Origin of the sequence: Citrobacter sp. CK195 (assembly GCF_030333365.1) — a bacterium.
Classification (GTDB): Bacteria; Pseudomonadota; Gammaproteobacteria; order Enterobacterales; family Enterobacteriaceae; genus Citrobacter_B; species Citrobacter_B koseri.
This window is the reverse complement of record NZ_JAOWGB010000022.1, coordinates 513,991-537,417: the sequence shown is the minus strand read 5'-3', so window position 1 is coordinate 537,417 and position 23,427 is coordinate 513,991. Positions and strand designations below refer to the sequence as shown.

General features: G+C 56.7%; 18 protein-coding genes. 12 read left to right on the top strand and 6 right to left on the bottom strand.

Annotated elements, in window-relative coordinates:
- Nucleotides 1–24 precede the first annotated feature (24 nt).
- The 3 genes from yaiA (at nt 25) to ppnP (ending at nt 1,510) form a co-directional block, all read left to right on the top strand.
- Nucleotides 25–216, top strand: a complete 192-nt coding sequence (gene yaiA, locus OGX93_RS07460; RefSeq protein ID WP_012133601.1) for a protein YaiA — start codon at nt 25–27, stop codon at nt 214–216.
- A gap of 261 nt (nt 217–477) precedes the next feature.
- Nucleotides 478–1,155 (top strand): AroM family protein, encoded by a 678-nt coding sequence (locus tag OGX93_RS07455; RefSeq protein ID WP_012133600.1) that lies wholly within the window; start codon nt 478–480, stop codon nt 1,153–1,155.
- Between the two features lie 70 nt (nt 1,156–1,225).
- Complete coding sequence (gene ppnP, locus OGX93_RS07450) at nt 1,226–1,510, top strand: pyrimidine/purine nucleoside phosphorylase (protein ID WP_024130605.1); 285 nt, start codon at nt 1,226–1,228, stop codon at nt 1,508–1,510.
- Between the two features lie 37 nt (nt 1,511–1,547).
- On the opposite strand, the gene rdgC is transcribed toward ppnP, so the two are convergent.
- Entirely contained in the window at nt 1,548–2,459 is a 912-nt protein-coding gene (rdgC, locus tag OGX93_RS07445; protein WP_024130604.1) for a recombination-associated protein RdgC, read from the bottom strand.
- A gap of 125 nt (nt 2,460–2,584) precedes the next feature.
- Between rdgC and mak the strand changes: the two genes are divergently transcribed.
- Nucleotides 2,585–3,493 (top strand): fructokinase, encoded by a 909-nt coding sequence (mak, locus tag OGX93_RS07440; protein WP_286449403.1) that lies wholly within the window; start codon nt 2,585–2,587, stop codon nt 3,491–3,493.
- A 114-nt stretch (nt 3,494–3,607) separates the two neighbouring features.
- On the opposite strand, the gene sbcC is transcribed toward mak, so the two are convergent.
- The gene (gene sbcC / locus OGX93_RS07435) at nt 3,608–6,751 is read right to left on the bottom strand and encodes an exonuclease subunit SbcC (protein WP_286449404.1); all 3,144 of its coding nucleotides are present in this window, start codon (nt 6,749–6,751) and stop codon (nt 3,608–3,610) included.
- The gene (gene sbcD / locus OGX93_RS07430; RefSeq protein WP_286449405.1) at nt 6,748–7,956 is read right to left on the bottom strand and encodes an exonuclease subunit SbcD; all 1,209 of its coding nucleotides are present in this window, start codon (nt 7,954–7,956) and stop codon (nt 6,748–6,750) included. The genes sbcC and sbcD overlap by 4 nt, the downstream gene beginning before the upstream one ends.
- A 187-nt stretch (nt 7,957–8,143) precedes the next feature.
- Here sbcD and phoB point away from each other — a divergent pair, with 187 nt between their 5' ends.
- From phoB to malZ, 5 genes are all read left to right on the top strand, one after another.
- Nucleotides 8,144–8,833, top strand: a complete 690-nt coding sequence (gene phoB, locus OGX93_RS07425; protein ID WP_012133591.1) for a phosphate response regulator transcription factor PhoB — start codon at nt 8,144–8,146, stop codon at nt 8,831–8,833.
- Nucleotides 8,834–8,900: 67 nt separating this feature from the next.
- A complete protein-coding gene (gene phoR / locus OGX93_RS07420; RefSeq protein ID WP_012133590.1) occupies nt 8,901–10,196 on the top strand; it encodes a phosphate regulon sensor histidine kinase PhoR in 1,296 nt (431 codons plus the stop codon).
- A 408-nt stretch (nt 10,197–10,604) separates the two neighbouring features.
- Nucleotides 10,605–11,924 carry a branched-chain amino acid transporter carrier protein BrnQ gene (gene brnQ, locus OGX93_RS07415; RefSeq protein ID WP_012133587.1) on the top strand — a complete coding sequence of 440 codons (1,320 nt, stop codon included), beginning with the start codon at nt 10,605–10,607 and terminating at the stop codon, nt 11,922–11,924.
- 76 nt (nt 11,925–12,000) lie between these two features.
- Nucleotides 12,001–13,374, top strand: coding sequence for a proline-specific permease ProY (proY, locus tag OGX93_RS07410; protein ID WP_024130602.1), 1,374 nt, complete (start codon nt 12,001–12,003; stop codon nt 13,372–13,374).
- A gap of 190 nt (nt 13,375–13,564) precedes the next feature.
- Nucleotides 13,565–15,382 (top strand): maltodextrin glucosidase, encoded by a 1,818-nt coding sequence (gene malZ, locus OGX93_RS07405; RefSeq protein WP_286449406.1) that lies wholly within the window; start codon nt 13,565–13,567, stop codon nt 15,380–15,382.
- On the opposite strand, the gene OGX93_RS07400 is transcribed toward malZ, so the two are convergent.
- Nucleotides 15,376–16,278, bottom strand: a complete 903-nt coding sequence (locus OGX93_RS07400; protein WP_024130600.1) for a LysR family transcriptional regulator — start codon at nt 16,276–16,278, stop codon at nt 15,376–15,378. The genes malZ and OGX93_RS07400 overlap by 7 nt on opposite strands.
- A 304-nt stretch (nt 16,279–16,582) precedes the next feature.
- Here OGX93_RS07400 and OGX93_RS07395 point away from each other — a divergent pair, with 304 nt between their 5' ends.
- Together OGX93_RS07395 and OGX93_RS07390 are read left to right on the top strand one after the other, a co-directional pair.
- The gene (locus OGX93_RS07395) at nt 16,583–19,213 is read left to right on the top strand and encodes a DUF2339 domain-containing protein (RefSeq protein ID WP_286449407.1); all 2,631 of its coding nucleotides are present in this window, start codon (nt 16,583–16,585) and stop codon (nt 19,211–19,213) included.
- Nucleotides 19,210–20,604 carry a DUF3999 domain-containing protein gene (locus tag OGX93_RS07390; RefSeq protein WP_248622856.1) on the top strand — a complete coding sequence of 465 codons (1,395 nt, stop codon included), beginning with the start codon at nt 19,210–19,212 and terminating at the stop codon, nt 20,602–20,604. The genes OGX93_RS07395 and OGX93_RS07390 overlap by 4 nt, the downstream gene beginning before the upstream one ends.
- A 151-nt stretch (nt 20,605–20,755) precedes the next feature.
- Here OGX93_RS07390 and OGX93_RS07385 read toward each other — a convergent pair whose 3' ends face one another.
- Both OGX93_RS07385 and acpH read right to left on the bottom strand, forming a co-directional pair.
- Nucleotides 20,756–21,358, bottom strand: coding sequence for a peroxiredoxin (locus tag OGX93_RS07385; RefSeq protein ID WP_012133577.1), 603 nt, complete (start codon nt 21,356–21,358; stop codon nt 20,756–20,758).
- Nucleotides 21,359–21,507: 149 nt separating this feature from the next.
- A complete protein-coding gene (acpH, locus tag OGX93_RS07380; RefSeq protein ID WP_049009713.1) occupies nt 21,508–22,089 on the bottom strand; it encodes an ACP phosphodiesterase in 582 nt (193 codons plus the stop codon).
- A 253-nt stretch (nt 22,090–22,342) separates the two neighbouring features.
- Between acpH and queA the strand changes: the two genes are divergently transcribed.
- Nucleotides 22,343–23,413, top strand: a complete 1,071-nt coding sequence (gene queA / locus OGX93_RS07375) for a tRNA preQ1(34) S-adenosylmethionine ribosyltransferase-isomerase QueA (protein WP_286449408.1) — start codon at nt 22,343–22,345, stop codon at nt 23,411–23,413.
- The last annotated feature ends 14 nt before the right edge of the window (nt 23,414–23,427 follow it).

The window sequence follows — 23,427 nt, the reverse complement described above, 5'->3', positions numbered from 1 at the left end:
TTCATCCAGTAAAAAGGAAGAACTATGCCAACAAAACCGCCTTATCCCCGGGAAGCGTATATCGTCACCGTTGAGAAAGGAACGCCAGGTCAGACGGTGACCTGGTATCAGCTCCGCGCCGACTATCCCGAACCCAACGCACTGATCAGCGAGCATCCTTCCGCGCAGGAAGCGATGGATGCCAAAACGCGCTATGAAGATCCCGATAAAAGCTGATAAATCCTGACGTGTGGAACGCCCGGCAAGGCGTCTGAGTCACGTCACAACGTACTTGCATCACACTTTTCACTCATTGCCGCATTCTGCTAAAACTGAAAATTAAACGATAACAATATACTACTGGAGTGATTTGGAATCTTTACACAATGCATTGCCGATCTCCTGCTACGCTTTTCTGCATTTGTAGCGCAGGGCAGGTAAGTGTTCAGGCATTTACCCGGGAATTAACGACGAAGTAAAAAGAAGGTGGAACAGAAAATGAGTGCGTCGTTGGCTATCCTCACGATCGGCGTTGTGCCAATGAGCGAAGTGCTGCCGCTTCTGACGGAATATATTGATGAGCAACATATTACCCATCATAGTCTGTTGGGTGAGATCAGCCGTGAAGAGGTGTTGGCGGAGTACGCCGTCGAGGCCGGAGACGATCCGCTATTAACGTTGCTCAGTGATAACCAAATCGTCCATGTTTCGCGCCAGAAAGTGGAGCGCGACCTGCAAAGTATTATCGAAGTGCTGGATAACCAGGGCTACGATGTCATTTTATTGATGAATACCGCCGCGATTAACAGTATGACCGCGCGTAACACGATCCTGCTGGAGCCGTTGCGTATTATCCCGCCGTTAGTGGCGTCGATTGTTGATGGCCACCAGGTGGGCGTGATTGTGCCGGTTGAAGAGTTACTGGATGTGCAGGCGAGAAAATGGCAGGTCTTACAACGTCCTCCGGTCTTTTCTTTGGCGAATCCCGTGCAGGGATCGGAACAACAACTGATTGATGCCGGTAAAGATTTGCTGGAACAGGGCGCGGATGTGATCATGCTGGATTCCATTGGATTTAATCAGCGTCATCGTGATTTATTGCAAAGAGCGCTGGATGTTCCGGTCTTGCTCTCTAATGTATTGATTGCACGGCTGGCTTCGGAATTACTCGGTTAATTTTGCGTGACAGGCAGAAGGTCGCGACCCTATATTGGTGCTTAACGTAACCATGAGAAAGGGCCAGTTTATGCTACAAAGTAACGAATACTTTTCCGGCAAAGTGAAATCGATCGGCTTTACCAGCAGCAGTACTGGTCGCGCCAGTGTCGGCGTGATGGCGGAAGGCGAATATGCCTTTAGCACTGCCGCGCCGGAGGAGATGACGGTGGTCAGTGGCGCGTTGAACGTACTGCTTCCGGGGGAAACCGAGTGGAAAGTCTACGCAGCGGGCGAGGTGTTTAACGTCCCTGGCCAAAGTGAGTTCCATTTGCAGGTGGCTGAACCGACGTCCTATCTTTGCCGCTATTTATAATGGCGCTTCCCTCTCCCGGCGGAGAGGGAATATTCACTTAGCGTTGCGCTTCGCCGCCCAGACCTTCAACCAGGCTTTGAATTAACGCCGCCAACTCACCCGTCATCAGAATGAAATCGGCATCAAAACGCTGAGCGTAGTCTTCGCGATCGATATCTTCGTTTTGATCGCGCAGTTCATCGCTGAACTTCAGGCGTTTGATCGAACCGTCATCGCAGATCAAGAACTGAATGCGCTGCTGCCAGTCGAGCGCCAGTTTCGTGACCACTTTACCCGCTTCAATGTGCACGGCGATCTCGTCGCTGACCAGATCCTGTTTCTTCGCGCGGATCACGCCGCCGTCTTCCAGCATTGCTTTCAGCTCTGCTTCGTCCAGCAACTGGAATCCCTGCGCCACCGTACCGGAACGCACCCATTCGGTGAGCGTCAGCTCGATAGGATTTTCCAGCGCCAGCGGAACCACCGGCAGCGAGCCGAGGCTTTTACGCAGCAGCGCCAGCGTATCTTCCGCTTTTTTAGCGCTTGCGCAATCGACCATGATCAGACCGTTAACGGTGTCGATCCACATCATTGTCTGACTAAAACGGCTAAAGGCGCGCGGCAGCAGTGAGTGCAGCACTTCATCTTTCAGTGAGTCTTTTTCCGTTTTTTTTAGCTTGCGCCCCTGGTCAGCTTCCAGTTTGGCGATTTTCGCTTCCAGCGCTTGCTTGATCACCGGCGACGGCAGAATCTTCTCTTCTTTGCGCGCGCAGATAATAATTTGGCCATTGGCAGTATGCGTTAACGCATCGCTGTGCGAGCCCATTGGCGGAACCCAGCCCATTTTTGCCATATCCTGGCTGCCGCAAGGGGTAAACGTCATCGAGGCTAGCTGTTTTTCCATCTCCTCGGCGCGCAACGAAATATCGCGGCTAAGACGGTAAACCATTAAATTTTTGAACCACAGCATGATAATTTCCACGGCCTTGTCGTTAAATCCAGCGGGTATAATAACGAATTGTCGGCGGGCTTGCATTGCCAACCAGAACACCCGCCTCTACTCTGTTGATATTCCCTAAAAATGAGGAGCGATGTGTGCGTATAGGTATCGATTTAGGCGGCACGAAAACGGAAGTAATTGCGCTCGGCGATGCGGGGGAACAGCTGTTTCGCCATCGTCTGCCTACGCCGCGGGATGATTATCGACAAACGATAGAGACCATCGCTTCGCTGGTCGAAATGGCGGAAAAGGCGACGGGCCAGACGGGTACGGTAGGGATGGGTATTCCCGGTTCGATCTCGCCTTATACCGGCGTGGTAAAGAACGCCAACTCAACCTGGCTTAACGGTCAGCCGTTCGATAAAGATTTGAGTGCGCGTTTGCAGCGGGAAGTGCGCCTGGCGAACGACGCCAACTGTCTGGCGGTGTCCGAAGCGGTGGATGGCGCGGCGGCCGGAGCGCAGACCGTTTTTGCGGTGATCATCGGCACCGGGTGCGGGGCTGGCGTGGCGCTGAACGGTCGGGCGCATACCGGCGGCAACGGTACGGCAGGCGAGTGGGGGCACAATCCCTTGCCGTGGATGGATGAAGATGAACTACGCTACCGTGCAGAAGTGCCCTGCTATTGTGGCAAACAAGGCTGCATTGAAACCTTTATCTCAGGAACCGGGTTTGCCACGGATTACCATCGTCTGAGTGGTCATCCGCTGAAAGGGAATGACATTATCCGTCTGGTTAACGAGCAGGACGCGCTGGCGGAACGGGCGCTTAGCCGTTATGAACTGCGCCTGGCGAAATCGTTAGCCCATGTGGTCAACATCCTCGACCCGGACGTTATCGTGTTAGGCGGCGGGATGAGCAATGTCGATCGATTGTACAACACCGTGCCATCGTTGATTAAACCGTTTGTTTTTGGCGGCGAATGCGAAACGCCGGTTCGTAAGGCGTTACATGGCGATTCCAGCGGTGTTCGCGGCGCGGCATGGTTGTGGCCGCAGGAGTAAATCGGTTTTTGCCGGATAAGGCGTAATGCCCGGTGGCGCTACGCTTACCGGGTTTACAACGTGCACTCTGTAGGCCGGATAAGGCGTTTACGCCGCCATCCGGCAGAACAACCGTCATTCCACAGCAAACATCTTATCCAGTTTGCTGTAACCCAGCCCGTTGATTTTCTTCACCTTAATTTGCACAGGAATGCGTTCTTTCATCGCTTCTACATGGCTTATTACGCCAATCGTCTTACCGGTGGCATTCAGCGCGTCCAGGGCATCCAGCGCGGTATCCAGCGTCTCGCTGTCCAGCGTGCCGAACCCTTCATCAAGGAACAGGGAGTCGATGCGCGTTTTGTGGCTGACCAGGTCGGACAACGCCAGCGCCAGCGCCAGACTGACCAGGAAACTTTCGCCGCCCGACAGCGTGCGGGTATCGCGAACGGCATCCGCTTGCCAGGTATCGACCACCTCCAGTTCCAGCGCTTCGCTGGCCTTGCGCTGGAGCAGGTAACGACCATGCAGGCGAGTCAGCTGATTGTTCGCCAGCCAGACCAGGTTATCCAGCGTCAGTCCCTGAGCAAATTTGCGGAATTTATCGCCCTCTTTAGAGCCGATTAACGCGTTCAGATAACCCCAGTCCTCCACCTGCTGCGAGGCGTTTTCAATCTCCAGCATCAGAGACTGCTGCTGTTGGCGGTTATCCGCATCCTGTTTGAGCTGCTGGCGGATCTCCCCCTGACGCGTCGTATTGTCCCGCAGTTGTCCGGTTAATTGCGTCACGGCCTGCTGAATGTGTTCAGGTGTGAGCGTGAGATCCAGCCCCTCGGGCGGATGTTGTTGATGTTCTGCCAGTACCTGGTTCGCCTGAGCGGCTAAGGCCTGCGCCTGCTGTAACTGGTTTTCCAGCGCCTGGCGATGTTGTTCGAGGCGGGCGATGGTCTCATCATCCAGCAGCGCGGCAAGGAAGGCGGCGCGATCGTCAAATACGCTGGCCTTGAGCGCGGCGTCAAAGTGCGCCTGCGCCTGTGCTATCCGCTGCATTTCCTGCGCTTCCTGCTGCTGCAAGGTCTGCCACTGGCTCTGTAGCGAAACGCAATCATCATGTACCTGCCGCCAGTTATCCAGCGCCACGCGCTCATCGCTCTCCGGGAGAATATCTGTTTCCGGTAGTGTTTCCAGCAGGGGAGCCAACTGCGCGATGCGCGTTTGTAGCTCGCCCAGTTCCGTCTGGCGCTGTTGCCATGTTTGCGCGTCATCCGCGCGGGCGTTTAACCACGACGCTTCTTCTCCGTCGGCGGGCAGGGATAACCCGTAGCGGCGTAGTTCAGACAGCAGCGTGGTTTGACGCTGGTCGATTTGCTGCTGAAATTGCGTAACCTGCCCGGTATGGGCGGCGATCTGCGCCTGCAACATATGGCGCTGGCTGAGCTGATACAGCTGTTGTTCATAGTCCTGCCGGGCGGTCAGCCACGGTGAAATATCGTCCTGAGGGTGCAGCGTAACGTTCAGCGCGTCACACAGCGTCTGCCATTCTTGAGTGAGCGCTTGCTCCTCTTTTACCAGTGCCTGCGCTTCGCTTTCGTCGCGGTGTAGCTGCTGCGTTAATGTTTCCAGTTGCCCGCGTAAGGTGGCGCCTTCTTCCGCCAGCGTCTTGACCTCTTTTTCCAGTGCATCGCGCCGCGCCTGATTCACGCCGGGTTCGAGTGCCTGATAGGATGCAATCGCCGGATGCGAGGTCGATCCGCAGAGCGGGCATGGCTGGCCGGATTGCAGCAGCGCTCGCTGGCTTTCCAGATCTTTGATGCGCGCCTCCTGCTCGCAAATCGTTTTCACATCCATGAACTGCTGATTTTTTTCTTTATATTTCTGTCGTTTATCCTCCATCGCCGCATTGCGTCGGGCCAACTCCTGCTGACTATTCTGGATCGCAGTTTGCAGTTGTTCCCGTCGTTTTTGCTTAGGCGCTATCTGCCCATGCAGGCTGGCGAGCCGCTGACGCAGCGGCTGCTGCTGCGTATGCTGCGCCAGCGCTGCCGTGGCCTCTTCTGGCGTAAGCGTCAGAGGATTCGGTGGCAGCGCGTCACGCTTGCGGATATCGCTTGCACACTGCTGCTGCCATTTAAGCAACTGCACTTTATCGCTGGACTGTTGAGCAAACAGCGCACGCCAGCCTGCCAGTTCACTGCTCCACAAGCGGAAGCGTTCATGCTCGGTGAGCCACCCGGTCAGCGTCTGCATGGTGGCGCGCAGTTCGGCGGATTGTTGTTGAGCGCTGTGTCGAATGCGGCTGCGCAGGTGTAATACGCTTTGTAAGCGAGCATTCACTTCCTGAATTTGCTGACGTGTGCGCCCGGCGGCAGCGGTTTGTTCCTCAATGCGTTCCCAGTGTGGGCGTAACTGCCGGGCAGGATGCGCCAGGTTCAGCGCGGCCAGCTGCGGCTGCGCGTTTTCCTGTTCTTCCTGGGAGACCCGCAGCGCCTGCTGGCGGCGATTCATTTCAGCCTGCAACTCATTCTGACGGGTCAGCCAGTGCAGATGTTGCTGGTGAAGCTGCTGGCGGGCGAGCAGCTGTTTTTCTTCGTCAGTGAGCGCCTGCAAACTTTCATTGAGGGAATGCTGCTGCTCCGGCGCTAACAGCGAGACGCCGCTGGCCTGCGCCTGAAGCTTTTCCAGGTCGGTGCGGGCGGTCTTGTGCTTTTCAAACACCAGTGCGGAGATCTGCCCATAGATTTCTGTTCCGGTCAGCTCTTCCAGAAGCTCGGCGCGCTCTTTCGGCTTCGCATTGAGAAACGCAGCGAATTGCCCCTGCGACAGCAGCATGGAGCGGGTAAAGCGTCCGTAATCCAGCCCGGTGAGCGATGCCGTCATCTCCAGCTTATCTTTGACCTTATCGGCGAGGATTTTTCCGTCGGCGCAGCGCGCCAGCTCCACGCGCGGCACTTGCAGGTTTCCGTCCGGCTGATTGCGGGCGCGGTTCTGGCTCCAGAAAGCGCGGTAAGACTCGCCTTTAACCTCAAACTCCACTTCGGCGAGGCATTCGGCCGTATCGCGGGTCATCAGATCGTTTTGCGATTGCGAAACGGTGCTCAGGCGCGGCGTCTCGTGATAGAGCGCAAGACAGATGGCGTCGAGCAGCGTGGTTTTCCCCGCGCCGGTCGGCCCGGTGATGGCAAACAGCCCGTTGCTGGCAAAAGGTTCTGCCGTGAAATCGACTTTCCATTCTCCCTTCAGGGAGTTGAGGTTTTTCAGGCGCAGGCTGAGAATCTTCATGCGTCATGCTCCCCGGCCAGCAAATGTAGGGTGGTGGTAAAAAGCTGCGTCAGACGTTCACGCTGGGGCTCATCCAGCTCTTCCAGCGCCAGACGGCGGGTAAAAACGTCTTCCACGCGCAGTTCGCTCAGGGTTTCACGTCGTTCGTTAGCCATAATGCGTTCGCGATTTTCCCGACTGCGGCGCACCAGTAAAACCTCAACGGGCAGCGACTCCGTTAATGCCTGAATTTTGCGCTGCATATCGTGAAGGTATTCGTCGGTGGTGATTTCAATATCCAGCCAGACGGGAGGCTCCTGGTGAACATCGCGCCATTGCTCAAGTTGTTCGGTGATGGAGGCCAGATCGCCTTTCAGCACCGCCAGCGGTTGAGTGACGGGAACGGTGAGGTTCTCTACTTGATGTAATTTGCCGTTTGCAAAACTGACCAGATGGACGCATTTGCTTTTGCCGCACTCATCAAAGCTCAGCGCGATCGGAGAGCCGCAGTAGCGGATGTGTTCCGTGCCGCCAATGATCTGCGCCCGGTGAATGTGTCCCAGCGCGATATAATCGGCAGGAGGGAAGTTTTGCGCCGGGAAGGCGTCCAGCGTGCCGATATAGATGTCACGTACCGCGTCACTTTTACTGGCGCCGACGGTGGTCAGGTGCCCGGTGGCGATAACCGGCAGAGTTTGATCGCCGTCGCCGCGCAGCTTACAGGCTTCCTGATACTGTTGTTGGTAATAATCAGTGATCGCCCCGAGCAGATGCTGCTGTTTTTCATTGCCCGAAAGCCCCGCCTGGCTGGTGATGATGTCGCGCGGGCGTAAAAACGGAATCGGGCAAAGCACGGCGCCCGGCGTGCCGTCGCGACGGTAAAGGTACTGCGGCGCGTGGCCTGCGCTGGCGACCACGGTGGTGTTGAGAAACGCCAGAATATCGCGGGATTCGTTGAGCGTGGCGACGGAGTCATGGTTTCCGGCCAGCACCACCAGATGACAGCCGGTTTGCTGTAAATTGACAACAAACCGGTTATACAACTCGCGGGCATAGCTTGGCGGCGATCCTGTATCAAAAATGTCACCCGCGACAATAATCGCATCCACCTGGTGAGATTGCGCGGTTTCCAGCAGCCAGTCGAGAAACGCCTGGTGCTCGGCGGCGCGGCTTTTGCTGTAGAAGTTTTGTCCCAGATGCCAGTCAGAGGTGTGAAGGATGCGCATAACGGTTCCATGACGAAAAAGCGTGGGCAGGATTATAACCCGTCGGGAACGGTAATATCTTGTTTCGTGACTGTCATAAATCAATAACCTGAGCCGAATGTCGACTATCTTTTTCATAAATCTGTCATAAATCTGACGCATAATGGCGCCGCATTGATGACAACGACTTATTTAAACAGGGCAAATCATGGCGAGACGTATTCTGGTCGTAGAAGATGAAGCTCCAATTCGTGAAATGGTCTGCTTCGTGCTCGAGCAAAATGGCTTTCAGCCAGTAGAAGCCGAAGATTATGACAGTGCTGTGAACCAACTGAATGAACCCTGGCCGGATTTAATCCTCCTTGACTGGATGTTGCCCGGCGGGTCGGGCCTTCAGTTTATTAAACACCTCAAGCGTGAAGCGATGACCCGGGATATCCCTGTGGTTATGCTGACGGCAAGAGGCGAAGAGGAAGACCGCGTGCGCGGGCTGGAAACCGGGGCGGATGACTATGTCACCAAGCCGTTTTCCCCTAAAGAGCTGGTGGCGCGTATCAAAGCTGTGATGCGCCGCATTTCGCCGATGGCGGTAGAAGAGGTGATTGAGATGCAGGGGCTTAGCCTCGATCCAACTTCGCACCGCGTGATGACCGGGGAAAATCCGCTCGATATGGGGCCGACCGAATTTAAATTGTTACACTTCTTTATGACGCACCCTGAGCGCGTCTACAGTCGCGAGCAGCTCCTCAACCATGTCTGGGGAACGAATGTGTATGTTGAAGACCGTACGGTCGATGTGCATATTCGTCGTTTGCGTAAAGCGCTGGAGCACAGCGGTCACGATCGTATGGTGCAAACGGTACGCGGAACCGGGTATCGCTTTTCGACCCGTTTTTAATACCTTGCCGCCAGACCGGCATCTCGGTGTGGCGGGCGGGTTTACTATTCTGAAGGGAGTGTGACGCGTGCTGGAACGGCTGTCATGGAAAAGGCTGGTGCTGGAGCTGATCCTCTGCTGCATCCCCGCTTTTATCCTCAGTGCTTTTTTTGGTTATCTGCCCTGGTTTTTACTGGCGTCGGTAACGGGATTGCTGATCTGGCATTTCTGGAATTTATTGCGCCTCTCCTGGTGGCTGTGGGTCGATATGAGTATGACGCCGCCGCCGGGACGCGGGAGCTGGGAGCCGCTGCTGTACGGTCTGCACCAGATGCAGTTGCGTAATAAAAAGCGGCGTCGCGAACTGGGAAACCTGATTAAACGCTTTCGCAGCGGGGCGGAATCCCTCCCCGACGCGGTGGTGCTGACAACCGAAGACGGCGGGATTTTCTGGTGTAACGGGCTGGCGCAACAGGTGCTTGGGCTGCGCTGGCCGGACGACAACGGGCAAAACATTCTGAACCTGCTGCGCTACCCGGAATTTACGCAGTATCTCAAAACACGCGATTTTATCCGGCCGCTCAACCTGGTGCTCAACACCGGGCGGCATCTGGAGATCCGCGTGATGCCTTATACCGATCAGCAACTGTTGATGGTCGCGCGCGACGTGACGCAGATGCACCAGCTTGAAGGCGCGCGGCGCAATTTCTTCGCGAACGTCAGCCATGAACTGCGCACACCGCTCACCGTCTTGCAGGGCTATCTGGAGATGATGCAGGAGCAGCCTCTGGAAGGCGCGACGCGGGAGAAGGCGCTGCATACGATGCGTGAGCAAACGCACCGGATGGAAGGGCTGGTGAAACAACTGCTGACGCTGTCGAAAATTGAGGCGGCGCCCGCGCTGCTGTTGAACGAAAGGGTGGATGTGCCGATGATGCTGCGCGTTGTTGAGCGTGAGGCGCAGGCGCTCAGCCAGCAGAAACACACCTTTACGTTTGAAGTGGATGCCCGGCTGAGCGTATTGGGCAACGAAGAACAGTTGCGCAGCGCGATTTCGAACCTGGTCTATAACGCGGTAAATCATACGCCTGCGGGAACGCATATTACCGTGCGCTGGCAGCATGTGACCCACGGTGCGGAGTTCAGCGTGGAAGATAACGGGCCGGGGATTGCGCCTGAGCATATTCCGCGTCTGACGGAGCGTTTCTACCGTGTGGACAAAGCGCGGTCGCGGCAAACCGGGGGAAGCGGATTAGGTCTGGCGATTGTGAAACATGCGCTGAATCATCACGAGAGTCGATTGATTATCGACAGTTCGCCGGGTAAAGGGACGCGCTTCAGCTTTGTGCTGCCGGAACGATTAATTGCCAAAAATTGCGCTTAATTGTGGTTCGTAAGGTTAGCTTTCCATAAGCCAGCGGATGCTGGCTTATTTTCTTTGCAGTAAAGAAGACTCTGCTGAATTTTTCAACGTCTGATGCTTTTTTGTTCGCATGATTAGCCATGACTTTTTCTTATGGATAGCGTTTTGTACTGGTTGCTAATTTCATATCGCTATATTCTTCTGGTTTTTGGATCTCACCTTGCTTTAAAACGTTATAAGCGTTTAAATTGCGCTCCAGATGCTGTCATACCGACTGCATTTACGCGGTAAATCGAAAAACTATTCTTCGCCGCGCCAGCCCAGGAGCATATCCCGCTGGAATTGCTTAAAAATGCCGCTGTATCGTCCCGCAGGGAAGGGCAGAAAATTTAACGTTTTCAACACCACATCCACAGGCAGTAAAACTTTATGACCCATCAGTTAAAATCGCGCGATATTATCGCTCTGGGCTTTATGACATTTGCGCTGTTCGTTGGCGCAGGCAATATTATCTTTCCGCCGATGGTCGGTTTGCAGGCAGGCGAACACGTCTGGACTGCGGCGTTCGGCTTTCTGATTACTGCCGTAGGTCTTCCGGTACTTACCGTTGTGGCGCTGGCGAAAGTCGGCGGCGGCGTTGATAGCCTGAGCACCCCGATTGGTAAAGTGGCTGGCGTTCTGCTGGCGACCGTCTGTTATCTGGCGGTGGGGCCGTTATTCGCAACGCCGCGTACGGCGACCGTCTCCTTTGAAGTCGGGATTGCGCCGCTGACCGGCGATTCCGCACTGCCGCTGTTTATCTACAGCCTGGTGTATTTCGCCATTGTGATTCTGGTATCGCTCTATCCGGGCAAGCTGCTGGACACGGTGGGTAACTTCCTGGCGCCGCTGAAAATCATCGCGCTGATTATTCTCTCCGTTGCGGCAATCATCTGGCCTGCCGGCCCGATTAGCGACGCGATGGATGCCTACCAGAACGCGGCGTTCTCTAATGGCTTTGTGAATGGCTATCTGACGATGGATACGCTGGGCGCAATGGTGTTTGGTATCGTTATCGTCAATGCGGCGCGCTCGCGCGGCGTTAAAGAAGCGCGTCTGCTGACCCGTTATACCGTCTGGGCGGGCCTGATGGCGGGTGTGGGTTTGACGCTGCTGTATCTTGCGCTGTTCCGTCTGGGATCGGATAGCGCGACGCTGGTCGATCAGTCTGCTAACGGCGCGGCAATCCTGCACGCTTACGTTCAGCATACCTTCGGCGGCGCGGGTAGCCTGCTGCTGGCGGCGCTGATTTTCATCGCCTGTCTGGTGACGGCGGTTGGCCTGACCTGTGCGTGTGCGGAGTTCTTTGCGCAGTACGTCCCACTCTCTTATCGCACGCTGGTGTTTATTCTGGGCGGCTTCTCAATGGTGGTATCGAATCTGGGTCTGAGCCATCTGATTCAGATTTCTATTCCGGTGCTGACAGCCATCTATCCGCCGTGTATCGCACTGGTTGTATTAAGCTTTACCCGCTCATGGTGGCATAATTCTTCCCGCGTCATTGCTCCGGCGATGTTTATCAGCCTGGTTTTTGGTATCCTTGACGGGATTAAAGCCTCTGCGATTGGTGACATCTTACCGGCCTGGACCCAGCGTTTACCGCTGGCGGAACAGGGGCTGGCGTGGTTGATGCCAACAGTGGTGATGGTTGTTCTGGCAATTATCTGGGATCGCGCCGCAGGTCGACAAGTGACCTCCAGCGCTCACTAAGATCACTGACAGTATGTTTTAACCACGGGGCTACAGGCCCCGTGGTTTTTTTATTATTTTGATGGGTTCGGAATTGATGGAAAGCAATAACAAGCTAAAGCGTGGGCTGAGCACCCGGCACATTCGCTTTATGGCATTGGGATCGGCAATTGGCACCGGATTATTTTATGGCTCGGCAGACGCCATCAAAATGGCCGGGCCAAGCGTGTTGCTGGCCTACATTATCGGCGGGGTCGCGGCGTACATTATTATGCGCGCGCTGGGCGAAATGTCCGTGCATAACCCCGCCGCCAGCTCGTTCTCGCGCTATGCGCAGGAAAACCTCGGCCCGCTCGCCGGTTACATTACCGGCTGGACTTACTGTTTTGAAATTCTGATTGTCGCCATTGCCGACGTGACCGCCTTCGGTATCTATATGGGGGTCTGGTTCCCTACGGTGCCGCACTGGATCTGGGTGCTGAGCGTGGTGCTGCTTATCTGTGCCATCAACCTGATGAGCGTGAAGGTATTCGGCGAGCTGGAATTCTGGTTCTCGTTCTTTAAAGTCGCCACTATCATCATCATGATTGTTGCCGGCTTCGGCATCATTATCTGGGGGATTGGCAACGGCGGGCAGCCGACCGGGGTCCACAACCTGTGGAGCAACGGCGGGTTCTTCAGCAACGGCTGGCTGGGGATGGTGATGTCGCTGCAAATGGTGATGTTCGCTTACGGCGGGATTGAAATTATCGGCATCACCGCCGGAGAAGCGAAAGACCCGGAAAAATCTATTCCGCGCGCCATCAATTCTGTGCCGATGCGTATTCTGGTGTTCTACGTGGGCACGCTGTTCGTCATCATGTCTATCTACCCGTGGAACCAGGTTGGCACCAACGGCAGCCCGTTCGTCCTGACCTTCCAGCATCTTGGCATTACGTTTGCCGCCAGCATCCTGAACTTTGTGGTGCTGACCGCTTCGCTGTCGGCGATTAACTCCGACGTGTTCGGCGTGGGACGTATGCTGCACGGTATGGCGGAGCAGGGCAGTGCGCCGAAAGTGTTCGCTAAAACGTCGCGTCGCGGTATTCCGTGGGTGACGGTTATGGTGATGACCATTGCGCTGCTGTTCGCGGTTTACCTGAACTACATCATGCCGGAAAACGTCTTCCTGGTGATTGCTTCGCTGGCGACCTTCGCCACGGTATGGGTATGGATTATGATCCTGCTGTCGCAGATTGCGTTCCGCCGCCGTCTGCCGCCGGATGAGGTGAAGGCGCTGAAATTTAAAGTGCCGGGCGGCGTGGCGACAACCGTTACGGGCCTGATTTTCCTGGTCTTTATTATCGCGCTTATCGGCTACCATCCAGATACCCGTATTTCGCTGTACGTCGGTTTCGCCTGGATCGCACTGCTGCTGGTCGGCTGGATGTTTAAACGCCGCCGCGACCGCCAACTGGCTGAAGTGGGGTGATTCCCCGCCGGATGGCGCTAACGCTGACCCGGCCTACAGGCAACCGTAGGCCGGGTCAGGCGAAGCCGCCGCCCGGCAGTATCAAACAATATCCTCCCCCGGACTCCTCCCCCAATAAACATTAAGATGATGAGTTATCCTTGATGTCGCTATGGCAAGGTGGCTTCATTTTCATCAAAGGGGATACGTGATGTTGAACGCCTGGCACCTTCCGGTTGCCCCATTTGTTAAGCAAAACAAAGAACAACTGACCATAACGTTATGGCTGAGCGGGGAAAACCCGCCCCAGCGTGTGACGCTACGCGCTGAGAACGATAATGAAGAAATCTCGCTGGCGATGCATCGGCTGCGCAGTCAACCGCAACCGGGCGTCACGGCGTGGCGGGCGGCGATCGATCTCGCCAGCGGACAGCCGCGCCGTCGCTACAGCTTTAAACTCCTCTGGCACGATCGCCAGCTGTGGTTCACGCCGCAGGGATTTAGCCGTTTCCCGCCCGCGCGGCTGGAGCAGTTTGCCGTCGATGTGCCGGACAATGGCCCGCAATGGGTCGCCGATCAGATTTTCTATCAAATCTTCCCGGATCGCTTTGCCCGCAGCCAGCCGCGCGAAGCGGAACAGGATAATGTCTATTACCATCATGCCGCCGGTCAGGATATCGTCTTGCATGACTGGGACGATCCGGTGACTGCGCAGGCCGGGGGATCGACGTTCTACGGCGGCGATCTGGACGGGATCAGCGAGAAACTGCCGTACCTGAAAAAACTGGGGGTGACGGCGCTGTACCTGAACCCGGTCTTTAGCGCGCCAAGCGTCCATAAATACGATACGGAAGATTATCGTCACGTTGATCCGCAGTTTGGCGGCGATCGGGCGCTACTGCGCCTTCGGCAGCATACGCAGCAGCAGGGAATGCGCCTGGTGCTGGACGGCGTCTTTAACCATAGCGGCGACTCGCACGCCTGGTTTGACAGGCACAATCGGGGAAGCGGCGGCGCATGCCACAACCCGGAATCGCCCTGGCGTGACTGGTACTCTTTCTCCCCGGAGGGCGTGGCGCTGGACTGGCTGGGGTATCCGAGTCTGCCCAAGCTGGATTTCCAGTCGGAAAGCCTGGTCAATGAAATCTACCGCGGTGAAGACAGCATTGTGCGTCACTGGCTGAAAGCACCGTGGCATATGGACGGCTGGCGGCTTGATGTGGTGCATATGCTGGGCGAGGCCGGAGGCGCGCGCAATAACCTGCAACACGTTGCCGGCATTACGCAGGCGGCAAAAGAGACGCAGCCTGACGCCTATATCGTTGGCGAGCATTTTGGCGATGCGCGGCAATGGCTCCAGGCGGATGCGGAAGACGCCGCCATGAACTATCGCGGCTTTACTTTCCCGCTGTGGGGATTTCTCGCCAATACCGATATCTCTTACGATCCGCAGCACATTGACGCGCAAACCTGCATCGCCTGGATGGATAACTACCGTGCTGGCCTGTCGCATCAGCAGCAGTTACGGATGTTTAATCAACTGGACAGCCACGATACCGCCCGTTTCAAATCGCTGCTGGGCAAAGACGTGGCGCGTTTGCCGCTGGCGGTCGTCTGGCTGTTTACCTGGCCTGGCGTTCCCTGCATCTATTACGGCGATGAAGTGGGGCTGGACGGCAATAACGATCCGTTCTGTCGTAAGCCGTTCCCGTGGCAGGTTGAAAAACAGGATGCCACGCTGTTGGCGCTGTACCAGCGTCTGGGGAAACTTCGCCAGCGCACGCAGGCGCTACGTCACGGCGGTTGCCAGGTGATTTATGCCGAAGAAGATGTGGTGGTCTTTGTGCGAGTCTATCACCAGCAGCGCGTACTGGTGGCGATCAACCGGGGCGAGGCCTGTGAGGTCGTATTGCCTGCCTCACCGTTGCTTAACGTCAGCGAATGGCGAGGCAAAGAGGGGAAAGGCCAACTGGCTGAGGGTGTTCTCAGCCTGCCCGCCATTTCCGCTACGGTCTGGGTGAATCACTGATAGAGCTGCGCGACTTCCGGGCTGGCGAGCAGGGCTTCTCGCCACCAGCGCTGCGCCAGACCGTCGCTGTGGTTGCGCCATGCCATATAGGCGACATCTTTCTGCCGGAAAGAGATGACGGATTTTTCCACCAGCTCGCCGGTGGCAAGCCACGGTCTGACAATATGGCGGGGGAGGAATCCGCACCCTAAACCGGCGCGCAGCAGCGTCACTTTGCTGTCGAAGTCATCCACGCGAATTTGCGGCTGCTCATCCATTAAATTGGATTGCAGGGGATGGCAGAAGCGGGCGCTGTCGCTGATCACCACCGCCCGGTGCAGACAGAGTTGCTCATTGGTCAGACCGTCCGTGGCGGCGGCCAGCGGGTGCGAAGGCGCGACCACAAATACGTTGTCCAGGGTGCCGAGCATTTTATATGACCAGGCGGCGGAGGTCGGAGGCTCGTTAATTGCGCCGAGAATGATGTCCGCGCCGTTGTGCGTCAGCTCTTCCCACGATCCCGCCAGCGTATGGTGTGTAAAATTGAGGCGCGTTTGCTTATTCAGCGCATAAAACGCATCAATAACGGGCAGCAGCGTCTCGAAAGGGAAGGAATCATCCAGCGCTATCGCCAGCTCTTTTTCCCAGCCAGAGCTTAACTGCACGGCTTGTTTCTCCAGGTCTTTTGCGGCGTTGAGCAGCAGACGCCCTTTTTCCAGCATCATTCGTCCGGTATCGGTAAATTTCGCCCGGTGGCCAGAGCGATCGAGAAGCTCAATATCGAGATCGTTTTCCAGTTTCTGAATCATATAGCTAAGCGCCGCGGGGGTTTTAAACAGCGACCCGGCCGCAGCGGCAAACGAGCCGTGTTTGTCGATAGCATCAAGAATGAGCAGAACGTCCAGATTGATTCGCATGATCTGAAAATATCCTGAAAATGAAATAAGTACGTTGTACAGACTGTCGAAAAACAATGCCAGTGAATAATTTAGACCAAAGCATGGCATTTTTTTGAGGGGGTCTGTTATGCAAAATAAGATGAAATAACCACGTCATTAGCATGGTTCATTTCCTCAATAATGCATTAAACATGGTCGGCTCTATTCGCCCCGAAGCCGCGTTCTGGTTTACGCTGCGATCCGGCATTTTCACCTTCAGGGATGGCAAAAATGTAATAATCTATGTCATTCTGGTCTGTCCTTGTACAGTGAAGGTGGAAACATGGATGAGCTTTTAATCCTTGGCTGCATTGTTTTATTCTTCGCGCTGGTGGTGGTTCCCATTCTCGCGATTGTCGCGCTCAACCGCAGCGCGGCGGTTCGCTTTGAGCTGGCGGTGTTGCGCCGACGGGTTGAGCAACTTGAACAGCAGCGTGCGGGAGAAGCGCCAGCGGTACAGGTGACGGCGGAACCTTCGCTACCTGCGAAAGAGCGTGTCGCGCCATCGCCGCCTGATGCCATTGAAGCGGCCATACCTGAGCCGGAAAATCCCTGGGCTGCGCAGGAAACCCTCGCAAAACCGCTCCCGGCGCCTGCGAAAACGGCGAAACCTTCCGCGTTCGGCGGCGTTTTCACTTCGCTGGCGCGCTGGTTTATGCAGGGAAATCCGCTGGCGAAGCTGGGCATTCTGCTCCTCTTTTTCGGTTTATCTTTCCTGTTGCGTTATACGGTTGAACACGCGCTGTTTCCGCTTGAACTGCGTCTTGTCACTGCGGCGCTGTGTGCCGTAGTGCTGCTCGCGACAGGCTGGCGTTTGCGACGCAAACAGCCGGTCTATGCGCTGATCCTGCAAGGCGGCGCGACAGGCGCGCTCTATCTGACCGTCTTTGGCGCATTCCGGCTGTGGCAAATGCTGCCGATGACGCTGGCGTTTGCGCTGCTGGTGCTGATTTGCGCCGCAAGCGTAGGGCTGGCTATTTTGCAAAAAGCGCTTAGCCTGGCGATGCTGGCCAGCCTGGGCGGCTATCTTGCGCCGCTGCTGCTGTCGACGGGCAGCGGGAACTATGTGGCGCTGTTCTCGTTCTATCTCCTGCTGTCGGCAGGCATTCTTGCCATAAGCGTCTGGCAGCACTGGCGTGAGCTTAATCTGCTGGGGTTATTATTCACTTTCGGGGTCGGCGGCCTGTGGGGTGTCAGTGACTACCGGCCTGAATACTGGCTCAACTGCCAGCTTTTCCTGATTGCCAATATCATTATTTTCGGCGTGCTGAGCGTGGCGCTGTCGCTGCGGGCGCAGGAAAAAGGCAAACATATTGTTGATGGCGTGCTGTTGTTTGCGCCGCCGCTGGTTGGGTTTGGCATGCAGTACGCCATTACCCAACATATGGATTATGGTCCGGCGCTCAGTGCGCTGGGCTACGGCGCGTTCTATATGGCGCTGGCGTGGCTGGCGCTGCGCCGCTACCCGTCGATGGGAAGGCCGCTGGTGCTGGCGGCGCTCGCGTTGGGCGGCGCGTTTACCACCCTCGCCATCCCGCTGGCGCTTTCGGCGCGCTGGACGGCAATGGCCTGGGCGCTGGAGGGGCTTGGCGTATTGTGGCTGGGTATGCAGCAACAGCAGCGGCGGATGAGCTATAGCGGCACTGCGCTCATGCTACTGGCTGTGGGCAGCGCGCTGTGGGCGCTGGCCGATGACGCCGCGCCGCTGACGGTGATGATGATCTTCGCCGTGCTGAGTTTGTGCTGGCTGGGCGGCGCGTGGCTGTGGCGCAGCGAGAAGAAGGAGGTCAGTTGGGCGCTGCTGGCGGGCGGCATCGCCTTCTGGATCGTCGCGCTGACGGGGGCCTCGCAACTGGCGCTGGCGCGTTATGCTGCCGAATGGTCTGGCGTGCTGGCGCTACTCGCCGCGTCCGCCTGGCTCTGGCGTTATCTGAGCGGGCGGCTCGCCTGGCGGGCGTTAGGTTACAGCCCTTGGCTGCTGTGGCCTGCGATGCTGCTGGCATTGCTGTACCAGATTGAAGAACGCCAGATTTTCGCCGCAGGCTGGCAAAATCTGGCGTGGTGCGTGGCGCTGCCTTGTGCGGTGCTCATGCTTTATCGTGATGATGCGCATCTGCCGCCGCGCATCTCCCGGACGCTGCATTTATCCTTGTTCTGGATGGTGCTTTTAGCGCTCGGGATGGAGCTGTTCTGGTTTGTGCAGTCGTTGCCGTGGGGAATGGACGCCTGGCGCAGCGGGTTGATGATGGCGGCGGGCGGAATCGTCATACTGCTGGTACACGCCGCGCTGCGCCGCGATTTGTGGCCGTTCAAATGCTGGCCTGCGTTGTACGGCGCGCTGGCGCTGGCGCCCGTGGCAGCGATCCTGCTGTTGCTTCTGGTGCTGGCGAATTTACAGGATGGCGTGGTTTTCCAACAGCGCTATCTGCCAGTGGTGAACCCGCTTGAGGAGGGAGCCGCTTTCGCCTTGCTGGGATTGTTCCTCCTTGCGCGTTTCTCTCGTCGTTTTCTGCCGTCGCCGTTAGCGAAATATCGCGCATGGGCGCCTGTGGTGCTGGCGGCGCTCGCATTCTGGTGGTTGAACGGAGGGCTGATGCGGGCGCTGGCGTGGTATGGCGAGGTGGCGTGGAGCATGGAGACATTGTGGCATTCGCGGTTGATCCAGACCTGCTTCGCCCTGTTCTGGATGCTGACAGCGTTAATTATGATGTTGCTCGCGACCCGTCGCCGTTCGCGGCGGGAATGGTTATGCGGCGCGGTGCTTTTGGGGATCGTCATTGTTAAACTGATGCTGGTGGATAGCGCGCGCGGCGGCGGGCTGGCGCGCGCCATCGCTTTTATCGGCGTGGCGATCCTGGTACTTATCGTCGGGTATTTCTCACCGTTACCGCCCAAAGCAGGAGAAGAAAAATGAAATGGATGAAAGCGGTAGTCTGGAGCGCGTTGCTGAGTGTGGCGTGGCCGGCGTTCAGCCGTGATGAAGCCCCGGAAACGCCGCAGGATTACGCCACCGGCATGATGCTGGAAGCGACGGGTTCATCGCCGTGGTATCGCGTTTCGCTGCCACTGGCGCTTTACCAACAAAGCGCCTGGCCGGATTTACGCGATGTGCGGGTTTTTAACCGCCAGGGCGATACGGTGCCCTTTGCGCTGACGGCGCAGAAAACGCCGTCTGTCACGCCAGAGACGGTGGCGCTGCGGCTTTTTCCCCTGGATATGTCGCCAGTATCACCGCGGGAAGGGGAGCGCCGTGGAAGCGAATCCTTTGTCTTGCGTTCAAAGACCGGCGTGGAAATTCATCTGGAAAGCGATGACGTTAACGCGGTTGGGCAGAGCTATTTACTGACTCTGCCGGAAGAGATGACGGCGGCCTTTTCGCTGGCGCAACTGCGCCTGAACTGGAACACGCCTGCGGGCAACTGGCAGGGGAAGGCGTCCGTTTATGCCAGCCGTGATTTACGTTACTGGCAACCCGTGCAAGAAGACGCGCCGCTGATGGATCTGACGCGCGATAACGATCGGCTGAAAATGGACACCATCAGCGCCAGCCTGACGCTCTCTGCGGAAGGCCGTCGCTACCTGCTGGTGATTCTCGATTCGCAAAGTCCGCCGCTGACGTTAAACAGCGTAAGCGCCATTGCGGACAGCGGAGAACCGGCGTCGGAGCGTATTGCGCTGGAGGCCCACGCAAAGAAAGTGTCGGAAACAGAAGCCGTATGGCGCTGGAATCAGCCGCAGCCGCTGACGTCGCTCAGAATTGCGCTGGAAAACGAGGGCGTTTTACCGGTTGAGCTGGCATGGCGCGGCGGGGAAAAAGAGGCGTGGCGTCCACTGACGAAAACGATCCTGTACCGCCTCGACGGGAAGCGTTCGGAGGATATTCTTCTTTCAGGTCAACAGGTTGAAGCTATCCGTATGACCACCATCAACGCCCGATTGCCGGAAACGCTGCCTGCGCTGAGCGGCGCGCGGGACAGTTATCAACTGGTGTTCAATACGCAGGGGAAAGGCCCGTATATGCTGGCCTGGGGAAACCGGGCGGCGGAAAAAGCCGATGTTGAGCTGGATATGCTGATCCCGGCGTCGCTGCGCAAAACGCAGGATGTTAACGACCTGCCCTGGGCGATGACGCAGCAGCGCGTAACGCTGGGCGGTGAGGCGCGGCTGACGGCAACGTCGGCTGCGGAGCAGCAAAGCCGCTGGAAAACGTTACTGGTGTGGGGGGCGTTGATTGCTGGCGTCGCGGTACTGTTGGTGATGGCGTGGCGAATCTGGCGTGAGGTGAAAAAGGACGGCGCGGCGTAAACGCTACGTGTTTGTAGGCCCGGTAAACGGTGTGCCACCGGGCACTACGCCGGATGGCGGCGGAACGCCTTATCCGGCCTACAAAAATCTATAGGCCTGATAAGCGCAATAAAAAAGCTCGCCATAGCGAGCTTTTTTCAATTCGAGCCGATTACAGGCTGGCGACGTTTTCAGTCAGGTATTTTGCCACGCCGTCTGGAGAGGCGTTCATCCCTTCTTTGCCTTTTTCCCACTGTGCCGGGCACACTTCGCCGTGCTCTTCGTGGAACTGCAACGCGTCAACCATACGCAGCATTTCGTCGATGTTACGGCCCAGCGGCAGGTCGTTAACTACCTGGTGACGAACCACGCCGTTGGCGTCGATCAGGAAAGAACCGCGCAGGGCAACGCCCGCTTCCGGATGTTCGATACCGTAAGCTTTCTGGATTTCACGCTTCACGTCAGCAACCATTGCGTATTTCACTGCACCAATGCCGCCTTTATCGACAGGGGTGTTACGCCATGCGTTGTGGACGAATTCAGAGTCAAAAGAAACGCCGACAACTTCTACGCCACGCGCCTGGAACTCTTCATAACGTTTGTCGAAAGCAATCAGTTCAGACGGGCAAACGAAGGTGAAGTCCATCGGCCAGAAGAACAGAACGGTTGCTTTGCCGTTGGTGTGCTGTTTGAAGTTGAAGTTTTCAACGATCTCACCGCTACCCAGTACGGCGGCTGCTGTGAAGTCCGGGGCCTGACGAGTAACCAGTACCATATAAATACTCCTGCAAAGTTAAGGGGTTTGGAACGCAACGCGGGCAAGTATAGGGAGGGGAAGAGGGCAACTCAACGCGGTGCTGACAATCAATGAGACAGGTTTCACCTATCAATTTTTTGCCTGATGGCGTTACGCTTATCAGGCAGCTAAAGCGACTTCTGACGCGCCTGCGCCATCATGCGCGGGTAGAAGCGCCAGAAGCGCGCTTCTAACGCATCGTAGTGCGCATCCAGATCGTACCAGGAGTCGCGCAGGGCATCGAGGCGTGGGCGGCGATTCGCCATCCCGTTGAGGACATTCTGGATAAAATCCATATCGCGATAACGCTCCAGCCACTTTTCCGACCACAGATAATCGTTCAGATTCACAAAACGCGGCGGCGAGTCGGGCAAAATAGTGCTGACTTGCGCATGGGCGTAGCCCACGAACGCCTGCAACGGGAAATCGGGAGATATTGTCGCCCAGTGGCGCGACAGGAAGTGGTCCCACATCACATCCAGAGTGATGGGGGCTACACGACGGGTTTCGCTGCGAAACCATTCCCGCGCTTCACGCACTTCCGGCAGATTATCGGTCATGACGTCAATCCGTCGATGCATATAAATCCCTTCCACCACGTCAGGGGGAAAATTAGCCTCCGGGTTTCCCCGAACAAAATCGGCCAGTAAATTGCCGGAAAGCGAGCTGTCGGCGAGATGCGCTAAGTGCAGGTGTGCAAGAAAATTCATATCCACTTCATCCTTCAAACTGCCTCTTTGTTGGCTGCGAGTTACTCGGCCCATCCCCGGGCCTCACCCCTGCGGGGCCGCTGCAAGCAGCGTTCAAATTCGTTCCTGACGAATTTGTCATTCAGTTGCCGCCTCGATGCATCCTGAATGATTTTGTCTATAGCTTATATTTCTTAACTTGAGGGGTAACGGTTGCAGGGAGCGCGCCCCGGCACTAGACTACCCGCCTCTTATTTTAGTCTGAGTCAGTGTCATGCGCGTTACCGATTTTTCCTTTGAATTACCCGAATCCCTGATTGCCCACTATCCGCAGCCTGAGCGCAGTCGTTGCCGCTTGCTGTCACTGGACGGGCCGACGGGCGCGCTGACGCACGGTACTTTCACCGATCTGCTCGATAAGCTCAACCCTGGCGATCTGCTGGTCTTTAATAATACCCGCGTCATCCCGGCGCGTCTGTTTGGCCGTAAAGCCAGCGGCGGCAAGATTGAAGTGCTGGTTGAGCGGATGCTGGATGACAAACGCATTCTGGCGCATATTCGCGCTTCCAAAGCGCCGAAACCGGGCGCGGAACTGCTGTTGGGCGATGACGAAAGCATTAACGCCACCATGACCGCACGTCATGGCGCGCTGTTTGAAGTTGAGTTCAACGACGCGCGCCCGGTTCTGGAGATTCTCAACGCGATCGGCCATATGCCGCTGCCGCCGTACATCGACCGCCCGGATGAAGACGCCGACCGTGAGTTGTATCAGACGGTCTACAGTGAAAAACCGGGGGCCGTTGCCGCGCCAACCGCGGGTTTGCACTTTGACGATCCGCTGCTGGCCGCGCTGCGCGAAAAAGGCATTGAGATGGCGTTTGTGACGCTGCACGTCGGCGCGGGGACGTTCCAGCCGGTGCGTGTGGAGACCATTGAAGATCACATCATGCACTCGGAGTACGCCGAAGTCCCGCAGGAGGTGGTTGATGCGGTGCTGGCGGCAAAAGCGCGGGGCAATCGGATCATCGCGGTAGGCACCACCTCGGTACGCTCGCTGGAGAGTGCGGCGCAGGCGGCGAAAAACGACCTGATCGAACCGTTCTTCGGCGATACGCAAATCTTCATCTACCCAGGTTATCAATACAAAGTGATTGATGCGCTGGTGACCAATTTCCATCTGCCGGAATCGACGCTGATTATGCTGGTGTCCGCTTTTGCGGGTTATCAGCACACGATGAATGCGTACAAGGCTGCGGTAGAACAAAATTATCGCTTTTTTAGCTACGGGGACGCGATGTTTATCACGTACAATCCGCAGACTTTGAATGAGCGTGTCGGGAAGTAGGTTCGCGGCACAGG

Bases quoted from the DNA above. Each gene is read 5' to 3' on its own strand.
- yaiA (WP_012133601.1), top strand. From the start codon at position 25: ATGCCAACAAAACCGCCTTATCCCCGGGAAGCGTATATCGTCACCGTT.
- OGX93_RS07455 (WP_012133600.1), top strand. From the start codon at position 478: ATGAGTGCGTCGTTGGCTATCCTCACGATCGGCGTTGTGCCAATGAGC.
- ppnP (WP_024130605.1), top strand. From the start codon at position 1,226: ATGCTACAAAGTAACGAATACTTTTCCGGCAAAGTGAAATCGATCGGC.
- rdgC (WP_024130604.1), bottom strand. From the start codon at position 2,459: ATGCTGTGGTTCAAAAATTTAATGGTTTACCGTCTTAGCCGCGATATT.
- sbcC (WP_286449404.1), bottom strand. From the start codon at position 6,751: ATGAAGATTCTCAGCCTGCGCCTGAAAAACCTCAACTCCCTGAAGGGA.
- sbcD (WP_286449405.1), bottom strand. From the start codon at position 7,956: ATGCGCATCCTTCACACCTCTGACTGGCATCTGGGACAAAACTTCTAC.
- phoB (WP_012133591.1), top strand. From the start codon at position 8,144: ATGGCGAGACGTATTCTGGTCGTAGAAGATGAAGCTCCAATTCGTGAA.
- brnQ (WP_012133587.1), top strand. From the start codon at position 10,605: ATGACCCATCAGTTAAAATCGCGCGATATTATCGCTCTGGGCTTTATG.
- proY (WP_024130602.1), top strand. From the start codon at position 12,001: ATGGAAAGCAATAACAAGCTAAAGCGTGGGCTGAGCACCCGGCACATT.
- malZ (WP_286449406.1), top strand. From the start codon at position 13,565: ATGTTGAACGCCTGGCACCTTCCGGTTGCCCCATTTGTTAAGCAAAAC.
- OGX93_RS07400 (WP_024130600.1), bottom strand. From the start codon at position 16,278: ATGCGAATCAATCTGGACGTTCTGCTCATTCTTGATGCTATCGACAAA.
- OGX93_RS07395 (WP_286449407.1), top strand. From the start codon at position 16,583: ATGGATGAGCTTTTAATCCTTGGCTGCATTGTTTTATTCTTCGCGCTG.
- OGX93_RS07390 (WP_248622856.1), top strand. From the start codon at position 19,210: ATGAAATGGATGAAAGCGGTAGTCTGGAGCGCGTTGCTGAGTGTGGCG.
- OGX93_RS07385 (WP_012133577.1), bottom strand. From the start codon at position 21,358: ATGGTACTGGTTACTCGTCAGGCCCCGGACTTCACAGCAGCCGCCGTA.
- acpH (WP_049009713.1), bottom strand. From the start codon at position 22,089: ATGAATTTTCTTGCACACCTGCACTTAGCGCATCTCGCCGACAGCTCG.
- queA (WP_286449408.1), top strand. From the start codon at position 22,343: ATGCGCGTTACCGATTTTTCCTTTGAATTACCCGAATCCCTGATTGCC.